Genomic DNA, 18,397 nt, shown 5'->3' on the forward strand with positions numbered 1-18,397 from the left:
GAGCGGTTCAGCTCAATATCAATCTTGGGGAGTTGGCAGCATGGCACAGTTATTTAGAAAAAGAGGGACCCGGACATCAAGCATCGCCAATACACTGTCTATCATGTTGTTGGCCATCATTGTTGTCGTCTTTTCCATCCTGGGAACATTTATATTTACCAGTACTCGAAGCATCCTTGTGAAACAGCAGGAATTGATGCTGCAAACGAAAACGCAGGCCATTGTAGCCCAGTTCGATGCTTTATTTAAGGAAAAAGGATCTCTGGTTAAGCAGATGTCCACCAATAACTTATTCAGGCAGTATATTCAAACCACTGAATCTGCTTCTACCGCCACAACATCACCCTATGCTGCCGAAACCCAAGCTACACTTGCAGCCATCGTGAAGGAAGAGCCATCTTTTGTAGATGCTTGGATCGCGGGCATTGATGGAAAAGGTTTCTGGCTCCAACACGATGGTGCAGCGTCCGACTCTGAATTTGTGATTCAGGATCGTCCGTATTATAAACCGGCTGTTGAAGCCGATGGCTTATACTTCTCCGAACCCTATGCCGATATTGCTACAGGTAATATCCTAATGGGCATATTCTATCCGATTAAGGATGACAACAACGAGTTGATCGGTTTGGCTGCGGCAGATATTGCATTCAAGGATATTCCCGCCATTATGGAGAGCTACTCCCTTGGAAGCACAGGCTATTCCATTTTGGCCTCTAAGACCGGTGACATTTTATATCACCCGGACGAGGCCAAGGTGCTCAAGGAAAAGATTAACGAAAGTCCAGGAGATTTGGGTGAGATCGGCAAGAAAATGATGGCCGGTGAATCCGGAATTCAACTGATTGATGACAACGGTGAAGGCCGTTATATCGGGTATGCCACCAGCGCAGATACCGGATGGTCTGTAGGTTTGACCATTTCGGAGCATGAAGTGCTCGAAGAATTAAAAGCCTTTACGTGGATCACCATTATAGGTTTTGCTGTAGCCGCCATCGTGCTTGTGTTCATCAGTTATATCACCCTGAGATATCTGCTAAGATCCATCCCGAAACTGCTGCAAAAAATCAAGCTTGTGGAACAGGGAGATCTGACCGTCCAGTTTGATACAGCATCCCGCAACGAGATTGGTCAAATCTCACAAGGTATGCTCAACATGGTGCAGAAAATTCAGAGCATGATTCAGATGGTTGGGGCAACAGCCCAAGTTTTAGGCCAATCCTCCAAGGATCTGCAATCCATTTCCGCTCGGACGGCCGTAACGATGAATGATACGGCAACAGCAATTAACGAAATTGCCAATGCAACCAATTATCAGTCCATTGAATCCGAGAACATTTTGCAAAAAACCGGATCATTATCAGGTCAAATCGACGATATTTCAAGTGATGTCCAAACGATGGAGACCAAAGTTCAAGCTTCCGCAGAACAAAGCGAACGAGGATTGGAAGTATTGAATCAGTTATCCAAATGGGCAGAGGAGAACCACCATTCAACCCAGGCCATGTCAACCATTATCCATGATATTGATCTAAGCCGTCATGAAATCTCCGGTATCGTGGACACCGTCCATCAGATCGCAACCCAAACCAACCTGCTTGCACTCAACGCTTCCATCGAAGCTGCACGTGCAGGAGAACAGGGACGAGGTTTTGCCGTGGTCGCAGGGGAAGTTCGCAAACTGGCCGAGCAGACGGCGATGGCAACAGAGGAGATTAGCAAAAAGGTTCGCCAAATCGAAGATAAAACGAAGACATCCGTAGAACACACGGCCCACGGCCTCTTGATTGCAGAGGAAAATGCCAAGTCTGTCGAAGGCACCAAGCAGGTGTTCTACAGCATCAATAAAGATCTGGAGGAATTGAGAATGCGCATGCTGCAGATCAGCAACAACACCTCCAGCGTCCATAAACACAAGGATGAGATTGTCCAGGCACTCGAAATCATCTCCTCCACCACCGAAGAAAATTCAGCCTCTACCGAAGAGGTCAGTGCAAGTACACAGGAACAACTGGACAGTATCCAGCAGGTTGCGGAATTATCCGAGCAATTGAGTCAGTTGTCGAACAAGCTTGAGGAAGAATTAAGCCAGTTCCAAGTTGATCAGAAAGCATAGTGTGCACATGATCGCAATGAACATAAATCAACAACAAAAGCCCGCTGCGTGAGCGGGCTTTTTCGCGTTCCAAATTCGATTTCGCATTAGAATATGTGCTTTATTTCATTGGTCTGTGCCAGTTGGAACGGTACATCAGGTAAAGGAAGTACGGTGTTCCAATCAGGGCAATAAGGATTCCGGACGGAATCTCTGTCGGCGCCATGACGGTTCTGCCGATCGTATCAGCGAGCACCAGCATCACTGCACCTGCGAGTGCGGATAAAAACATTGACCGTCTTAACTTATGTCCTGTCAGCAGCCGTACCATATGCGGGGCAATCAGACCGATGAACCCGACAGTTCCTACACAAGCAACAGCACCTGCTGCCAGCAGTACTCCTGTCGTCATGGCGAGCAATCTTGTTCGACGCACGCCCAATCCAAGCCCTGATGCACTATTGTCATCGAATACCAACAGTTCGAATCGACGGGCGAGCCACCAGGCCAGCGGAACTAGAATAACCAAAAATAAACCGATAACCTTCACCTGATCCCATGTACGGGCATAGGTACTACCTGTCAGCCAGATATATCCGCTGCTGCCGTATACGGCGCCACGAACAATCAGGATCTGAATTCCTGCTCCAGCAATGGCCGACATGGCGATCCCCAGCAGCACAACCGCAGACGGATTCAGTCCTTTCTTCCAGGAGAGGGAGAATACAACCACTGCCGCAATAGCTGCACCGATGATGGCTGCGATGGGCAGCAGATATATTGGAAGACCCGGCCATAAAATGATGACCATCATGGCTCCAAGCCCTGCCCCGGAGGACACACCAACGATGGAAGCATCCGCTAGCGGATTGCGCACGGCCATCTGGATGAGCACACCACTGATCGCCAGTGCAGCTCCAGCACCTGCAGCAACAAGCGTACGCGGAATTCGAAGCTGGATCACCGCCGAGAACAGTCCATCCGATTGGAATAAACTCGGCAGCAGGTCCGCCAGCGGAATTCGCAGACCGCCAAACATCGTACTGAGCAATATAAGCGCTATAGTTACGACCGAGAACAATACTGCCATCGGGCCGAACGCAAAGCGACGCGAAGGTGCACCTGTGCTCATGGAAGAGGACATGCCCGAGCCATTCGCTGCTTTCATGCGTGTAAGTACCAGCCAGATCAGCCACGGTGCTCCAATAATCGCCATGACAGCCCCTGTCGGCAGCTCCATGCTGGAGTTATGTACCATCTTGGCGAGCACGTCAGCGCCAACCAGGAGAGCCGCTCCCCATATAAACACACCGGGCAGCAGTAATCGGTTAGAGCGTACTCCACTCAATCGGACCAGGTGAGGTGCAACCAGACCCACGAAACCAATTGGCCCGATGACACTGACTATGACAGCAGCCAGCAAAACCGCGATAATCAATCCACCGGCACGAGCCAGTCCAACCCTTTGACCCAAAGAGGACGCCGTTGATTCATCCAGCTCCAGCATATCCCACTGTCTGGACAAGATTAGCGCCAGAATGGTTATGCCCACGACCCAGGGCCAAGCATAAGCGACACCGCTCCAGTCATTCTGGACGAGTGTTCCTGAACCCCATAGGAATAGTCCCTGCGTTTCCATGGAGAAGAAAATATGCAGTGCACTAGTAAACGAACCAAGCACCATTGACACGATCATACCGGACAACGCAAGTCGAACCGGGCTTGATCGCCGTCCCCCGCCCATGAAATAAGCAGCAAATGCCGCAAGCAGACCCCCAAGTGCTGCGAACAGAAAAGGTGACTGATTGAGCACCCCCGGAAAGAGAATCGCTCCCAGCACAACGATAAAGTAGGCCCCTGCATTAATGCCCAGTGTGTCTGACGCTGCCAGCGGATTACGGGTGATCGTCTGCAGCAGTGCTCCGGCCACAGCTAACGCACCGCCTGCGATAATGCCGATAACCGTACGCGGCATACGCAAATCCCAGATCATATTGTGCTCCAATGAGTTCTGTCTGCCTGTAAGAGCATCCCAGACTGTACTCAATGGAATGGAAGCCTCTCCATAACAAAGACTTACAAAAAAAAGCACGATGAGAGCGGTTAGACCGCCCCCATATATGCTTATTGTGCGCCAGTTCATCGCTGGCCTAGCTCCCTGAACTGAACTCATTTGGTAATCGCCTCAACAACTCCGTCAACCAGCACTTTGGAGGAGATTGGTCCACCGAATGTCCATGTTGTGCTATCCAGTTGATATAGGCGGTTTTCCTTCACAAAATTCAGTCCGTTCCAAACCGAGTTATCTTTCATGGCTGTGCCGAAAACGTCATCATCCGGCTGTGTAATATAAATGAAGTTACTGTCCTGTACATCAGATAAGGATTCTATTCCTACTGTGGAGAAACCATAGCCTTCGAGCTTTTCAGGCTGCCAGTCGTTTACCAAACCGATTTTGTCCAATGTACCAATAACGACCGAGTTGTCCGTGAACATACGCAGACTAGCTGCATTTTGATACGTGAATGCTTGGGTTAGAGCAAAGTGGAAATTTTCTTTGCCTGCAGCAGCCAGTTTTTCTTTGGCTTCTACATAATGTTGATCAAGTTCATCCAGTACTTGCTTCGCTTTGTCCTCTTTGCCAAGAGCAATGGCAATGTTATTGAAGATATCTGTCATTTTGTCATAGTTATAGCCATCGCCTTCATAAGGGTCGAATTCCATCGTTGGTGCAATTGCATTAAGCTGATCGTAGACTGCATTATTGTTATCCGCATTGGCAATGATGAGGTCTGGTTTCAATGCAGCAATAGCTTCCAGATTCGGCTCACTCCGTGTACCAATATCTGTCACGCTGTCATCCAGGGCTGCTTCGGAAGTGACATAGACTTTGTAGTTCGCATTGTCGGCATTACCTACTGGCTGAACACCCAGTGCAACCACATCTTCCGTATAGGTCCATTCCAGTGTAACCACGCGCTCTGCTGGCTTGTCCAGCGTCAGTTCTCCGCGTTTATGTTTAACGGTAACAGGGCCTGAAGCCGCTTCCGTCTGCGTGTTGTCAGAAGCATTACCTTCACCAGCATCCGCAGCTGATCCGTTCGAGCTAGTGCTTGCAGAACCGCATCCTGCTAATGTAAGAGCAAAAACCAACAATAATAGTAGTCCGTTCAAGCTTTTTTTCATGTACTGTAATCTCCCCTGTTTATATGTATTGTCTCTGATAATAATTATCATTATCACATATTGGATTATGCGACAGAAATCACATTTTGTCAATAAAAAAGCGATAACGGGCTGACTACAGATTCTGCTATTGTGCCTATTATGAGAATAAAAAGAAAAAGAGTCCCTGGTTCCCCATGGACTCTTCTCAACCAGCATCATGACATGCCAGATTTGCATTATTATTCATCTACCATGCACGCCTTCCATTGTATATCACGTGCCCCTATTGTAACGAATGCGAATGTTAGTTCAGTTCCATTGTAGTAATGCAGGTATTGTCCTGCTCATATGTGGAAAGCTGGGATTCCGCAACCTTCCCGTCATGTACAAAACGGATCAGGTATGTTCTGTTCCTCGGTAACCACAGATCCATGAACCCGTTCTTTCCGGTTTTCATCGGTTCTTCTTTCATAAACGTATTACCTTCAGAGTCATGAATTGTGACCAGGAACTCTTTGTTCTTCATCTCCCCCTGACAACCCGTCAAGCTATGAACGGCACATGGATGAGTCTGCTCGATGTACGGCGCAATCGAAAGGAAAAACTCCTCTTCAGGCAAAGTATAGGTTTTCGTTTGATCATCCTTGCCGGTAACGACCAACTGGGTAGCATTAATGGAGGCCGATTTTGTTTCGACTTTGCCCGTACTGATATCGTATACCAATTCCTTAACATTGGTTGATTCAGGAGGGCCTGCTTCTTTTTTCAGCATATTATCAGCAATAAAATATATTCCTAAGCCAACGACCGTAATGAATAAGGCTGCAATAAGTATTCCTTTTCTCAACTGAAGCTCATCTCCCCGTTCGTTTTTGGTTTATTATAATAGAGAATTCCATGCCAGTGCTGAATACGACACCGAAGTCACCAGATATTCACATATTTGTCTTGTAAGTCATGGAATTTATACTCTTGTAACCAATATCATAGATAATTGGATATCGGCATGTCATGTCTACTTCCTCATCCTAATATGACCGGGATCGAAGCATTTATAAACCGCATTCCCAAACTACGAATACTGCCAAAAACCTGCAATGGGATCGATCCATTTCCCGTCATCGAAGTTGGCGAACAAGTACAATGCCCCAAAACCAAAGACATACTCTTCCACCATCCCATCCGCATACCCCTCTTCGTCAATCTGGATGAAAAATTCGTATCCGTCCTGATGCAAAGCTGTGAAGTAACTGTCCTCCTGCTGAATGAGCCTCGGATTGCCTCCAATTCTGACCAAGCACGGCTCATCTGTTACAGCTCCATCTTCAACCCATGTCCACTCGGTTAGGCTGTGCTTAACCAATGCAGGATTGCTGTAGGTTTCCAGTGCACTTTCAGGGGAAGCAGGATGCAGAAACACCTGGATATCACAGGTTGGATATCTATTGTTCTCCAGGTATCTCTCATATTCTGCTGGTACAAATACAGAGATCATCTCCTGGCTTGGTACAGGTCCCTTAGAGTTTGTGTCAGGAAGAGTCACACTGAGATAAAACAGATAATTCTGCTCACGCAGAAATGCGAATGCGGCGTTATTATCAAAAAAACCGGGTGCATTCCCCCCCATCCAACTCGGCGATGAATAGTCGTCTGTAGAATCTGGATACATAACGAGCGAATGTGTTCTATTCTCAAAAAGATCAGTCCATGTGGACATAAGGGCACGTTCCTTTCTTACGATTTTCGTTTCAACTTCCAATCCATTCCTATATAATAATTATAAATTCTGGAAACCATGGTGGACAACAGACTTATTACTCATTAGCTCAGACAGCATTGTTCCCCAAGCAGACCATGTAGGAGGAATATCCAATGAAATGGCTCCATGTACATAAGGCAGATCATGATATCAGGAATAAGATAGACTGGAACGGTAACCTCCCTAAACATATTGCAATAATGATGGATGGAAATGGACGCTGGGCCACGAGAAGAGGGCTCCCGAGAAGTGCAGGCCATTATGCCGGCATGCAGACGATGCGTGAAACGATAGGCATGTGCCATCGAAACGGGATCGCCTCTCTCACCCTTTATGCATTTTCCACGGAAAACTGGAAAAGACCAAAAGAGGAAGTCGATTATATCATTAGCCTGGTCGTCGAATTTGTACAGGATACTACCGTTCAGGAACTGAATCAACATGACATTAAAATCAATTTTATTGGTGATATATCCAGATTCCCCCCTGAAACACAGGAGGCCATGCGCAAGGTAGTTGAGCTGACCGAGGCCAATAGCGGGATGAATGTATACTTCGCCATGAACTATGGTGGGAAAAGCGATATTGTTCAAGCCGTTAAATTATGTATTGAAGAAAACAAAAACATACCGGACATCTCTGAACAGGACCTCGAGAAGTTTCTGTACACCGGGCAAAATCCTGCACCGGATCTATTGATACGGACAAGCGGGGAGAAACGACTGAGCAACTTTTTATTATGGCAGGTTGCCTACGCTGAGCTGTGGTTTACGGATGTCATGTGGCCCGACTTTAACGAGCAATTGTTATACGAAGCCATGCTTGATTATCAACAGCGCAAGTTGCGGGCATTAGAGGTTTAATGTCGCGAGGGTTCATCCGTGCCCGGCGATTATAAAATCAATGAGGCATTCGCTCTCCAGCCATATGTACCGTAACATTTCAAACTCTGCACCATATACTATGTTATCTTACAACAAGATTTGTTCGAGCCTGATCACTGTTATCCGTAGGCAGACCAATGGATGTCTGTTGTATCAGCTGCTATAGCCCCATTGAGCTTGTCTCTCATACACCAATTACAAGATCTGAGGTTTATTAAGAAATTCCCTTCAATAACAATCCTCCCAGTTTAGAGTCCATTCCCTCGCTTAGGTCTCTGCTATGAAAAAGAAAAGAGCAGCGGTCATGTCTATTGAACAACAGCATCCCGCCGCTCCTGAATCCCTATATTATCTTCTCAATAAATAGACTTATGGACTGGACAAAAGGCATATACTTTAATTTTTATGCTGACATAGACTATATCGTGGATCGACATTAAGGAGTCAGTTTCAGAATAGTCACCGTGGTATTCAGATTGTTATGCAACTGTGCAGGAGTTGCATTCGCATTGACCAGCTGGATCGTTGTCGGAACTGTTGTGACCGTAATAATAACTTCAGCAGATATGGGGCCTCCGCCATTACCTGTGAAAGGAACAGGTGTGATGGGCGTCCCATTCACTGTAAGGTTGAAATCGGCATTGCCCTGATTATGAATGGAGAAAGAGATAAAATAACTTCCTGTTTCATTGATGATTATCGTTGAAGATGGCGGCACGAAGGTAAAGGCACCACCCACGTTAGCCAAAACACCAGTCAACGTAATTGGCGAGTTTCCTGGAACGGTGTCCGTACCTGTGCCGGGATCAGCCCGGAAAACACTCAGGAAATCGGAGATTCCAGCCCCCGTTGGACCGGCAGGACCTGTTGCTCCAGTTGCACCTGCTGGGCCGACAGGACCTGCTGGACCCACGAGGCCAGTAGGACCTGCTGGGCCCACTGCTCCGACCGCACCAGCCGGACCCACGGGTCCTTGTATACCAGGGATTCCTTGCAATCCGACTGGCCCCGGTATCCCTTGAGCACCAGTGGCCCCTTTGGGACCTATCGGTCCTATTGGACCCGGAATCCCTGGTACGCCTTGTGGTGCATTAACAATAACCTTCGGTTTAACCTTCACAACTTTAACTTTCACACCGCAATGTACATGTTTTTTGAATTTACGTCTACAAATCCGTTTCCCATGATGATTGATCAAATAACTCACCTCCGTGATATTTCTCCACATACTATGTGCAGTCATCACTGGGGGCGTAGACAACTAACCATAATTCAGAAAATTACAGGGCCCATTATGAGGAAAGTTGTCTATCTCATGGAGCAATATTTAGACGTTAAGCTTCTATTACATATTGAAAAGTCTCTTACCAAACAGCCAAGAATATAATGCAAAGCATATTAAATTTCTATACATTACACATGTTTGGTATGTGATGCTTTACCCGCAAGCCAGTATGTGAGTGCACCTGACACGGCGAAGGCCAAGAGCAGACCAATGCAGGTATGCAGCAAGTTCAGCGTGCCATCTTCAATATATAATGGGATGTCCAACAAGCTTGCTGATTCACTTAAAGCAAAGGATTTTACGGACACGATGCCAAAATACAGTCCGCCTATAGCTCCACCAATTAGTGCTGCACCAAAAGAAGCCATTTTTCTCATGTTGACGGCATAGAGCGCAGGCTCCGGAACGCCCAATAGAGCCGTTCCTGTCGCCCAGAATGCCAGCTTTCTGAACCCAGGCTGTCTGCTGCGCAGACCTGCAGCCAGTGCAGCCCCCGCCTGAGCAGTAAAAGCAACAAACATTGCAGGAATGATCACGGAGAATCCGTTGGTCATCAGTTCATTAAGCATTAGGGGAACCAGCCAATAATGCAATCCGGCAAACAGCATGAATGCAAATGCCGCTCCCAGCAGCATTACAGCCACTACAGGCGCATCCATGAGCAAGGAATCGAAAGCAGCGGGCATCCGCTTGTCAATCCATGAACCGAGTGGACCCAGCAACAGCAGAACCAGCGGGACCAAAATTCCAAGGGTTAATGCCGGAGCCAGAATGCCTTGCAGCATCTTGGGACTGATTCGTTCAACTGCCCTTTCTACATAAGACGCCGCAGAGATCGTTAAAATCATCCAGAGAGTCGCTGAGAAAAAGGCTGCCTGCGACACCATCGGCACACCCATAAAATGAACTTCTTCCTGACCTGACAGTAAATAACTCATTTGTGGGTAAAACATCAATCCGCCGATAGCTGCCGCAACGTAAATATTACTCTTTAACTGCCGGGCAGTACTAATAGCTGCCAGTACCGGCAGCAGATAAAAGGCGCTCTCCCCAATCGATTTCAATATCATAAATGTCTGACTCTGTAGGAACGATGAGGGTTCCGAAAAACCGTACGTACTAATCAGCGTTATGACTGCAAGCACAATCTTGAAGACCGCTGCTCCCAAAATGGCAGGCATTATGGGTCTAAACACATCGGATATAAACTCTAATAATGAAAACGATTTGCGGTATGTATGCCTCTCTTTGCGTTCGGGATGATCCTGTATGCTCTCTGGCTTACCCATGTCCCTTAACAAACGGTAATAAGAAGAGGTTTCATCTTTAATCACCAAGAAGCATTCTGCACCTGTTATCCGAATTATTGTTTCTAGATCGACTGCATCAGGCGCTGACATATCTACTTTGCTGTGATCCTCCAACATCAGTATTGTCGATTGCTCATCCCGCTTGACCTGCCTGATATTCCCCTCCCCACCTGCAAGTTTCAAGATCTGTTCGAATTGCCTATCATTCATATGTACCTTCTCCTTATGCTGCGGTAAACCCGAGTTTTATGATGTGCCCTTATCTATATACCCATTTCCATGATCGAACTTCAATAGGATATTCAAACTAATTTTCCTTTCATTTCATTACCATATAAGCAGGGTACATGGACCTAAACTCACCTGAAGACAGCAAAAAGCCTGCTTCCGCAGGCGCTTCCATAATCTCTTTTATGATCGATTCAATTTCTGACCCCCTATGACAACGACAGCATGGCGTTCATATCTTCCTCTGCTGTGGTGATCAGCTTCAAGCCAAACATGTCAACAAGCACATCCAATACTCCAGCCGAGATAAATTCTGGGGGTTTGGGTCCAATTCGAATGTCCTGAATACCCAAACTGAACAGCCCCAGCAGGATCGCCACTGCTTTTTGCTCAAACCAGGACAGGACAATGCTGACAGGAAGCTCATTGACTGAACAGCCAAAAGCGTCCGCAAGAGCCATTGCAATTTTCACGGTTGAACCGGAGTTGTTACACTGCCCCAAATCGATATAACGGGGAATCCCTGTATCCCCGACTGTACCGTAATCCACATCATTGAAGCGGAATTTACCGCATGATGTGGTTAGAATCACGGTATTGTTAGGCAGCGAAGTGGCTAGCTCGCGATAATAGTTTCCGCCTTTTCCAGGTGCATCACAGCCAGCGATAACGAAGAAACGACGGATATGCCCATCTTTGACTGCCTGAATAATCTCCGGAGCGAGTCCGATTACCGTCTCATGATGGTACCCTGTCGTCAGCACCTGCTCAGACTTAACGTCTGCAGCCGGCAGGGAAATCGCGCGCTCAATTAGAGGTGTGAAATCATCATTAACAATCTTGGCTACACCCTCAAGACCCGCGACTTCATACGAGAAGAATCGGTCAGCGTATGTACCTTTGATAGGCATGACACAGTTTGTGGTCGCAAGGATGGCACCCGGGAACTGTTCAAATAATCTGCGCTGATCATACCATGCTTTGCCGATATTGCCTTTCAGATGAGCATATTTCTGAAGTGCCGGGTACCCGTGAGCAGGCAGCATCTCGGAATGTGTATAAATGTTGATGCCCTTCCCTTCGGTCTGGCGAAGAAGCTCCTCCAGCGCATACAAGTTATGTCCGGTCACGACAATGCATTGCCCCTCAATCTGATTCTGCGAAACCGTGATTGGCTGCGGAATGCCGAATCTCTCCGTGTGCGCACGATCCAGCACGTCCATGATTCGGATCGCCGCGTTTCCGACTTGCATGGCCATATCAAGATGTTCCTGCACATTGAAATTGGAATTGGTCAACGTCATATACAGGGCTTCATGCGTAATTCGATCCACTTCCGGATCATGATACCCCAGCTGCCGAGCATGTGTTGCATAAGCCGCTATGCCTTTCAACGCAAAGATCATGGTATCCTGCAGACTGGCTATCGTTTCATTTTTCCCACAGACCCCAACTACCGTACATCCACCACTCGGTGTCTGCTCACACTGATAACAAAACATGTTTGTTCCCTCCAACGTGATTCGATTTCATTCACTGGTAACAGCGTAACAAACCCTCAGGGGACCAAGTGTGATGGCGGACACAGTTTATCATTCGACACCTTATAGTCAAAATTAGCAAGTATATGAATCTATTATTCCTCCTACAAGACTATCATCCAATCTTTCATTAGCTCCTTCGCATATGTTATTGCGTAGTCCAAGCTGCCATAGCAGCAGGTCTATAGAAAAGGAGGAGTTCAAATGGCTAAACCCGTTTCCATTTCTCAAACGTATCCTCGCTTGACAGTGTTCAGTGAAGAAAACTTCAGGGGACGCCGAAGAGTCTATCGTGGCAACCTGGGCATCTCCGATGTCGATGCCATTCTGACTGGAATTGAGAGCTTGCGATTTTTTTCCACCAATCCAAACGCCACACTCGTGTTGTTTAATCGTTCACGTTTTCGTGACAATTTTGTTGTACTGCGGGGGAATCGCAGCATTCGCCAACTGGATGACTTTTTGCGCAGAGGAGATGTGGAATCCCTCATCGCATCCAATCAGCGCTTAACTCTGGCACAGATTCGCGAGATCAGAAGAACCGGAGAGTTACCTCCCGGTTACCGCTTAATCTGACCTGTCCTTTTCGCAGGTGCATGTTATATCAATGCAGTGGTGCACGTAACCGTGCATCACTGTAAATAAATATATTGGACAAGAGGCATATCTTGGCTGCTTATGAAAAATACTGTGAACATAAAAAAGTTGGAAATGAAACGATTCTATATTTTGCCCGTAAGGGTAATACACAGAAGAAATCCATTTAATCAAGGAGCTGGTCAATTGCAACATTATAGACACAGTGCTGAGGAGACACTTCAAGACTTGGATAGTTCCCCCAAGGGGCTGACAGCCTCCGAAGCTGCAAAAAGACTTGAGACAGAAGGATATAACGAGTTAAAAGGCAAAAATGCAACACCTGTCTGGAAACTGTTTCTTGAAAATTTCAAAGATCCCATGGTCATCGTGCTGCTCATTGCGGCAGGTGTACAGGTTGTGCTCGGACATCTTATTGAATCCCTGATTATCTTTTTGGTTATCCTGCTGAATGCCGTAATTAGTGTGGTACAGACCAAAAAAGCAGAAAGCTCTCTCGATGCCCTAAGGCAAATGTCTGCTCCTGAAGCCAAAGTTATCCGTGATGGGGAGAAAAAGACCATCCCGGCCAGGGAACTCGTTCCCGGCGATATCGTTTTATTAGATGCGGGTGATTATGTACCGGCAGACGGTCGCATTTTGGAATCCGGCAGTCTGAGAATGAATGAGGGCATGCTGACCGGAGAATCCGAAGCAGCGGAGAAACATGCAGATGCCATCCCGGAAGAAGCTCCAATCGGTGATCGGCGCAACATGGCCTTCAGCGGCTCGCTTGTCGTATACGGCCGCGGCACTCTGGTGATTACCGGCACCGCATTAAAAACCGAGATCGGCAAGATTGCCGAATTGATTGAAAATGCTGAAGCCAAAGAAACCCCGCTGCAGCGCAAATTGGAAGCCTTCAGCAAAAAACTGGGCTTTTTCATACTGGGACTGTCCATTCTTATTTTCGCCATCGAGGCAGGACGTGTCTGGTTAACCGAAGGCACAGACAATCTGGGTCCTTCAATTATCAATGCACTGATGTTTGCCGTTGCTGTCGCCGTTGCCGCCATTCCTGAAGCTCTCTCCTCCATCGTGACGATTGTATTGTCACTGGGAACGAATAAAATGGCCAAGCAGCATGCGATCATTCGCCGGCTGCCTGCCGTGGAAGCGCTCGGTTCAGCCAGCATTATCTGTACCGATAAGACAGGTACGCTTACCCAAAACAAGATGACGGTTGTAGATTACTACATCCCTCATGGCACCAAAGAGGAATTCCCGGACGATCCCGATCAGTGGTCTGAAGAGGAACGACGCTTGTTACATATTGCAGTACTCTGCAATGATTCGAATATTAACCAGGAGGGCAAGGAGCTGGGTGATCCCACCGAGGTGGCTCTCATTGCCTTCAGTAACCGTGTGAACAAGGACTATAACGAAATCCGGGACCAGTTCCCGCGGGAAGCAGAGCTTCCTTTTGACTCAGATCGGAAACTGATGAGCACAGTACATACCTTCGAAGGACAGACAGCCTTATTAACCAAAGGTGGTCCGGATGTGCTATTCAGCAGGTGTACCCATGTGTTCATGAACGGAGAGGTTCAGCCGCTTACCGCTGAGATTCGCACACAATTCGAGGAGAAAAATGAAGCTTTCTCCAAACGGGCCTTCCGTGTACTGGCTTATGCTTACAAGAAATTCGATGACAAAACGCAGGTTACACCTGAAGATGAATATGATCTGACGCTTGTTGGACTCACAGCCATGATTGATCCACCGCGTGAAGCTGTGTACGGCTCGATTGAAGAGTCCATGAAGGCGGGTATCCGCACAATCATGATTACAGGTGATCACAAAACGACAGCCCAGGCAATTGGACGGGATATTGGACTTGCAGGCCCCGATGATCTCGCCATCACAGGCACTGAGCTGGACAAAATGTCGGATGAAGAGCTGGATCGCCAGCTTGAACACATTTCGGTCTACGCACGGGTATCCCCTGAAAACAAAATCCGCATTGTGCGCGCATGGCAGCGCAAAGGCAAAATTGCAGCCATGACCGGAGACGGCGTCAATGATGCACCAGCCCTGAAACAAGCCGACATCGGTGTAGCCATGGGCAGCGGTACGGATGTTGCCAAGGATGCAGCTGCCATGATTTTGACCGATGATAACTTTGTATCCATCGTGAACGCAGTCAGTGTCGGTCGTATGGTATTTGATAACATCAAAAAAGCCATTGCTTATCTGTTTGCGGGTAACCTTGGCGCCATTATCGCCATATTGTTCGCTCTTATCGTTGGTTGGGTGAACCCGTTTACGGCCCTGCAGCTTCTCTTCATCAACCTGGTGAATGACTCCCTGCCTGCCATTGCACTGGGGACGGAAAAGGCCGAACCGGATGTAATGCGGCGCAAACCGCGTGATATCAATGAAGGCATCTTTGCCGGCGGTACGCTTCAAGCTGTGATTACTCGTGGTGTATTGATCGGTGCAGCTGTTATTGTGTCCCAGTATATCGGGCTTGGCATCTCTGAAGAAATGAGCGTGGCGATGGCCTTCACGACCCTGATTCTGGCACGGAGTCTGCAAACATTTGCAGCCCGTTCCAACACACAGACCATCTTCCAGGTGGGTTTCACGACGAATAAGCTTGTCCTTGGCTCCATTCTGGTATGTCTCTGTCTCTACGGAATCACTTTGATTCCGGGTGTACGCAGCATCTTCGCCATTCCGGATGCGTTTGGTTGGAACGAGTTCCTGATTGCAGGCGGCCTTGCCCTGCTCGCCGTCATTCTGATGGATGTCATCAAATGGATTCGCAACCGTGGCAGAGCGGTCAGTCCAGCATGAGAAATACTTCAAACCATCAAGGCGCCCTCTGACGGGCGTCTTTTTGCTGCCTGGAATTAACCTCTTCAACACAAGGCATTTCCTATGTTTTCTGTTGGTTTCGATCTGGTTCATCTCATTTGTTACCGATGCGAAACTCTTCGAATTTTATGACATTATTGCCATATATGAAGATTGGGCGTAAAATGATTTATTGATTTTCAATATAGGTTGACTCAATCATAGACAGGAATGGTAACGTGAAAGATAAAATTGTAATGCCTCTCTGGACATGCTGTCTGTTCATTGTCGTGATGAACACCACCATGTTTAATGTATCCTTACCCGTTATTATTAACGATCTCCAAATTACATCTGACCTGGGCTCATGGGTCATCTCCAGCTACTCGATTGGTTACGCATTATCGACCGTTATTTTCAGCCGGCTATCCGATCGGGTCCCGGTGCGCAAACTACTAACGATCGGACTGCTGATTCTGGGCTTGTCTTCGTTACTTGGATTATTCGCACATAGCTTCGCCGTCCTGCTGCTAACGCGCATTTTGCAATCCGCAGGTGCAGGGGTTATGGCCGGGCTGGGCCTTGTGATTGCCAGCCGGTACATTCCGCTGGAACGCCGCGGAGCCGCCATTGCCCTCATTTCTTCAGGCAGTGCCATGGCCTTTGGGCTGGGTCCCATTGTGGGCGGACTTATTAGCGAGTACTGGGGATGGAATGGTCTTTTTGCCATAACTGTGCTGGTCCTGCTTGCACTACCTGTATTGCTCTATTTTCTGCCGCTTGAAACACCAAGCCCTGAGAACCCTTTCGATATGATCGGGGCAGTGTTAACGGTCATTAACGCCATTACACTTCTGGTCGCGATTACCCAGCAGTCCTGGATCTGGTTTGCCATCGGTGTCCTGTCTCTTGTGGCTCATATTTGGTACATCCACCAAGCAAGCCTTCCATTTGTCAATCCGGATGTATTCCGAACGCCAGGATATACACGTTTGATTCTCATTGGCTTCTGCATTTTGGTCGTTAATCTGGGTAATCTGTTTCTGATGCCGCTTGTCCTTGCCGACCTGTTCGGGCGTTCATCGCTCACGATTGGTTTGCTCATTGCTCCGGGAGCCATTGTCGCAGCCTTTTGCACCCGTTTCGTAGGGCGCTGGATCGACCGTTACGGCAACATGCGCTTTCTGATGATTGGGCATGTGCTGCTTGCAGCTGTACTTGCCCTGTTTATGCTCGGACTGAATCAGTCCGCCTTTATTATTACCGCAGGCTATCTCTTTTTCTCGCCCGCACTCTCAGCCTCCATGGCTTCACTGAATAATGAAACGTCCCGCATTCTTCCCAAAGCGCAGATCGGAGCAGGTATGGGCTTGCTTCAGCTGATTCAATTCTTCGGGGGTTCGATGTCTGTGGCGGTCTGCGGACTGCTGCTGCACAGCATCCCGGGCGTTTCGGTAGAGAAAGCCTATCACGTTGTTTATGGATGTCTGCTCTTCGTCTGTCTTGCCTCACTCGTTATCGTTGTGTGGCACCACAGAGCCTCTCATTCCAGAGTTATACAGAGTCAGAGTGGCACGGCTAAATAATGAATAATGAATGCTATACAATGATAGTTATAAAATGATACATAAAACAGCCCGCACAGTATGCGGGCTGTTTTATGTGGTTTCATTGATACGCTTTTGGTACGGAGTCATTCGCATTGATTCAAACTCTGGTTGCAAGTTCCGTATTAGTTTACATTCTGCGCTGCCTTCCAGGCTTCCTCCACCGACACAGGGGATTTGCTGCTGCTCTCTCCGCTGCCTTCTTGTGTCCACAGAGGCGGGTAATAGGCAAATACTTGGCCCGTCTGAAGCTGACCAAGATCATTTTGCCATCCTTCCCAGCGGAAGGTCTGGTAGAACTGCTGCAAATCGCCATCTGCCAGCCAGGTCAGAAATTCCGAATAAGTAAGCTCCGTCGCTTCCCATTCCTGAGCATCCGGCGCATAATAATATATTTCTCCAGTGCGACCGAACTTGCCGGTATCCAGCGCAAAAAATCCACCTGCCACATCATAGGCAACCACCATCATGCCCTCCAGTGCCTGTACGCAGGGCTTGTCGCTCACACCATTCCAGCTCGTCAGACTTCCAAATACACTCTCACCGCCTGCACCCAGCAGCGAGATCCACCCGTGATCAAACACCATACCTTCCGTCTCGTAAGCAACAACTCCCAGATAGGATTTGGTGCTCACCTGAAGACGATAGAGTGTATCTGCTCCATCCACTGGTTGTGCGGAAACATACTCATATGTATTTTGCCCATTATCCAGTAGTTCCTTGAGTTCCTCCCACGCGTGATTGTCCCGATCCAATAGTTCATCTGCAGATAATGTTTGCATATCTTTACTCCTTCCAAGTCATATCAATAATATAATGATTACCGCTCCCATCCATCGCAAAGGAAACCGAGCCCGGCATGTATTCTGCAAATTCATAGGCCAGATTCATCTCTCTAAAATCAGAAGTACCCAAAAACGGAAAGATTCTCTCCCCATGCTGGAATTCTCCACCGTTGGAATAGGTGAGTAAATGCGCATGACTGTCTGGCAATGGCCGCTTCTCCCACTCCTTTTCAAAAACATCGTTCCACATGCTTAACCCCCCATACGCACACACATTTTACCTTTCTATCAGCATAACATGGC

Annotated in this window: 13 protein-coding genes and 1 pseudogene; 5 read left to right on the forward strand and 9 right to left on the reverse strand. The window is 47.8% G+C overall.

Translation table 11 applies throughout. The annotated features are described in order from the left end of the window. Positions 1-40: 40 nt before the first annotated feature. A complete protein-coding gene (locus GUA98_RS17820) occupies positions 41-2,113 on the forward strand; it encodes a methyl-accepting chemotaxis protein (RefSeq protein ID WP_193723957.1) in 2,073 nt (690 codons plus the stop codon). Between the two features lie 100 nt (positions 2,114-2,213). Here GUA98_RS17820 and GUA98_RS17825 read toward each other — a convergent pair whose 3' ends face one another. From GUA98_RS17825 to GUA98_RS17840, 4 genes are all read right to left on the reverse strand, one after another. After that, positions 2,214-4,265: an iron ABC transporter permease gene (locus GUA98_RS17825; protein WP_193723958.1), complete on the reverse strand. Its 2,052-nt coding sequence runs from the start codon at positions 4,263-4,265 to the stop codon at positions 2,214-2,216. After that, the gene (locus GUA98_RS17830; protein ID WP_193723959.1) at positions 4,262-5,278 is read right to left on the reverse strand and encodes an ABC transporter substrate-binding protein; all 1,017 of its coding nucleotides are present in this window, start codon (positions 5,276-5,278) and stop codon (positions 4,262-4,264) included. The genes GUA98_RS17825 and GUA98_RS17830 overlap by 4 nt, the downstream gene beginning before the upstream one ends. A gap of 286 nt (positions 5,279-5,564) precedes the next feature. After that, the gene (locus GUA98_RS17835) at positions 5,565-6,107 is read right to left on the reverse strand and encodes a CueP family metal-binding protein (RefSeq protein ID WP_193723960.1); all 543 of its coding nucleotides are present in this window, start codon (positions 6,105-6,107) and stop codon (positions 5,565-5,567) included. Positions 6,108-6,332: 225 nt separating this feature from the next. Continuing rightward, the gene (locus GUA98_RS17840; RefSeq protein ID WP_193723961.1) at positions 6,333-6,977 is read right to left on the reverse strand and encodes a hypothetical protein; all 645 of its coding nucleotides are present in this window, start codon (positions 6,975-6,977) and stop codon (positions 6,333-6,335) included. Between the two features lie 155 nt (positions 6,978-7,132). Between GUA98_RS17840 and GUA98_RS17845 the strand changes: the two genes are divergently transcribed. Further along, a complete protein-coding gene (locus GUA98_RS17845) occupies positions 7,133-7,882 on the forward strand; it encodes an isoprenyl transferase (protein ID WP_193723962.1) in 750 nt (249 codons plus the stop codon). Between the two features lie 457 nt (positions 7,883-8,339). On the opposite strand, the gene GUA98_RS17850 is transcribed toward GUA98_RS17845, so the two are convergent. The 3 genes from GUA98_RS17850 to hcp all read right to left on the reverse strand — a co-directional run bounded on the left by GUA98_RS17850 (position 8,340) and on the right by hcp (position 12,228). After that, entirely contained in the window at positions 8,340-9,038 is a 699-nt protein-coding gene (locus GUA98_RS17850) for a collagen-like protein (protein WP_227779798.1), read from the reverse strand. A 278-nt stretch (positions 9,039-9,316) separates the two neighbouring features. Continuing rightward, on the reverse strand, positions 9,317-10,708 hold the full coding sequence (locus tag GUA98_RS17855; RefSeq protein ID WP_193723964.1) for a PTS transporter subunit EIIC: 1,392 nt from the start codon (positions 10,706-10,708) through the stop codon (positions 9,317-9,319). 227 nt (positions 10,709-10,935) lie between these two features. After that, entirely contained in the window at positions 10,936-12,228 is a 1,293-nt protein-coding gene (hcp, locus tag GUA98_RS17860) for a hydroxylamine reductase (protein ID WP_153979549.1), read from the reverse strand. Between the two features lie 243 nt (positions 12,229-12,471). Between hcp and GUA98_RS17865 the strand changes: the two genes are divergently transcribed. The 3 genes from GUA98_RS17865 (at position 12,472) to GUA98_RS17875 (ending at position 17,288) form a co-directional block, all read left to right on the forward strand. Next, positions 12,472-12,843 (forward strand): hypothetical protein, encoded by a 372-nt coding sequence (locus GUA98_RS17865; protein WP_193723965.1) that lies wholly within the window; start codon positions 12,472-12,474, stop codon positions 12,841-12,843. A 207-nt stretch (positions 12,844-13,050) separates the two neighbouring features. Beyond that, entirely contained in the window at positions 13,051-15,702 is a 2,652-nt protein-coding gene (locus GUA98_RS17870; protein WP_193723966.1) for a cation-translocating P-type ATPase, read from the forward strand. A gap of 239 nt (positions 15,703-15,941) precedes the next feature. Then, on the forward strand, positions 15,942-17,288 hold the full coding sequence (locus GUA98_RS17875) for an MFS transporter (RefSeq protein ID WP_193723967.1): 1,347 nt from the start codon (positions 15,942-15,944) through the stop codon (positions 17,286-17,288). A gap of 146 nt (positions 17,289-17,434) precedes the next feature. Here the strand turns inward: GUA98_RS17875 and GUA98_RS17880 are convergent, their stop codons facing one another. Both GUA98_RS17880 and GUA98_RS17885 read right to left on the reverse strand, forming a co-directional pair. Beyond that, complete coding sequence (locus tag GUA98_RS17880; RefSeq protein ID WP_193723968.1) at positions 17,435-18,091, reverse strand: DUF2625 family protein; 657 nt, start codon at positions 18,089-18,091, stop codon at positions 17,435-17,437. Positions 18,092-18,110: 19 nt separating this feature from the next. Next, positions 18,111-18,344 (reverse strand): annotated as a pseudogene (locus GUA98_RS17885) (SMI1/KNR4 family protein); the annotation flags it as partial. Between the last annotated feature and the right edge of the window lie 53 nt (positions 18,345-18,397).

This window comes from Paenibacillus sp. P13VS, from assembly GCF_015143645.1.
Classification (GTDB): domain Bacteria; phylum Bacillota; class Bacilli; order Paenibacillales; family Paenibacillaceae; genus Paenibacillus; species Paenibacillus xylanilyticus_A.

What these genes read in the sequence shown, in the direction of transcription:
- GUA98_RS17820 (WP_193723957.1), top strand. Translation starts at nt 41, where the DNA reads ATGGCACAGTTATTTAGAAAAAGAGGGACCCGGACATCAAGCATCGCC.
- GUA98_RS17825 (WP_193723958.1), bottom strand. Translation starts at nt 4,265, where the DNA reads ATGAGTTCAGTTCAGGGAGCTAGGCCAGCGATGAACTGGCGCACAATA.
- GUA98_RS17830 (WP_193723959.1), bottom strand. Translation starts at nt 5,278, where the DNA reads ATGAAAAAAAGCTTGAACGGACTACTATTATTGTTGGTTTTTGCTCTT.
- GUA98_RS17840 (WP_193723961.1), bottom strand. Translation starts at nt 6,977, where the DNA reads ATGTCCACATGGACTGATCTTTTTGAGAATAGAACACATTCGCTCGTT.
- GUA98_RS17845 (WP_193723962.1), top strand. Translation starts at nt 7,133, where the DNA reads ATGAAATGGCTCCATGTACATAAGGCAGATCATGATATCAGGAATAAG.
- GUA98_RS17855 (WP_193723964.1), bottom strand. Translation starts at nt 10,708, where the DNA reads ATGAATGATAGGCAATTCGAACAGATCTTGAAACTTGCAGGTGGGGAG.
- hcp (WP_153979549.1), bottom strand. Translation starts at nt 12,228, where the DNA reads ATGTTTTGTTATCAGTGTGAGCAGACACCGAGTGGTGGATGTACGGTA.
- GUA98_RS17865 (WP_193723965.1), top strand. Translation starts at nt 12,472, where the DNA reads ATGGCTAAACCCGTTTCCATTTCTCAAACGTATCCTCGCTTGACAGTG.
- GUA98_RS17880 (WP_193723968.1), bottom strand. Translation starts at nt 18,091, where the DNA reads ATGCAAACATTATCTGCAGATGAACTATTGGATCGGGACAATCACGCG.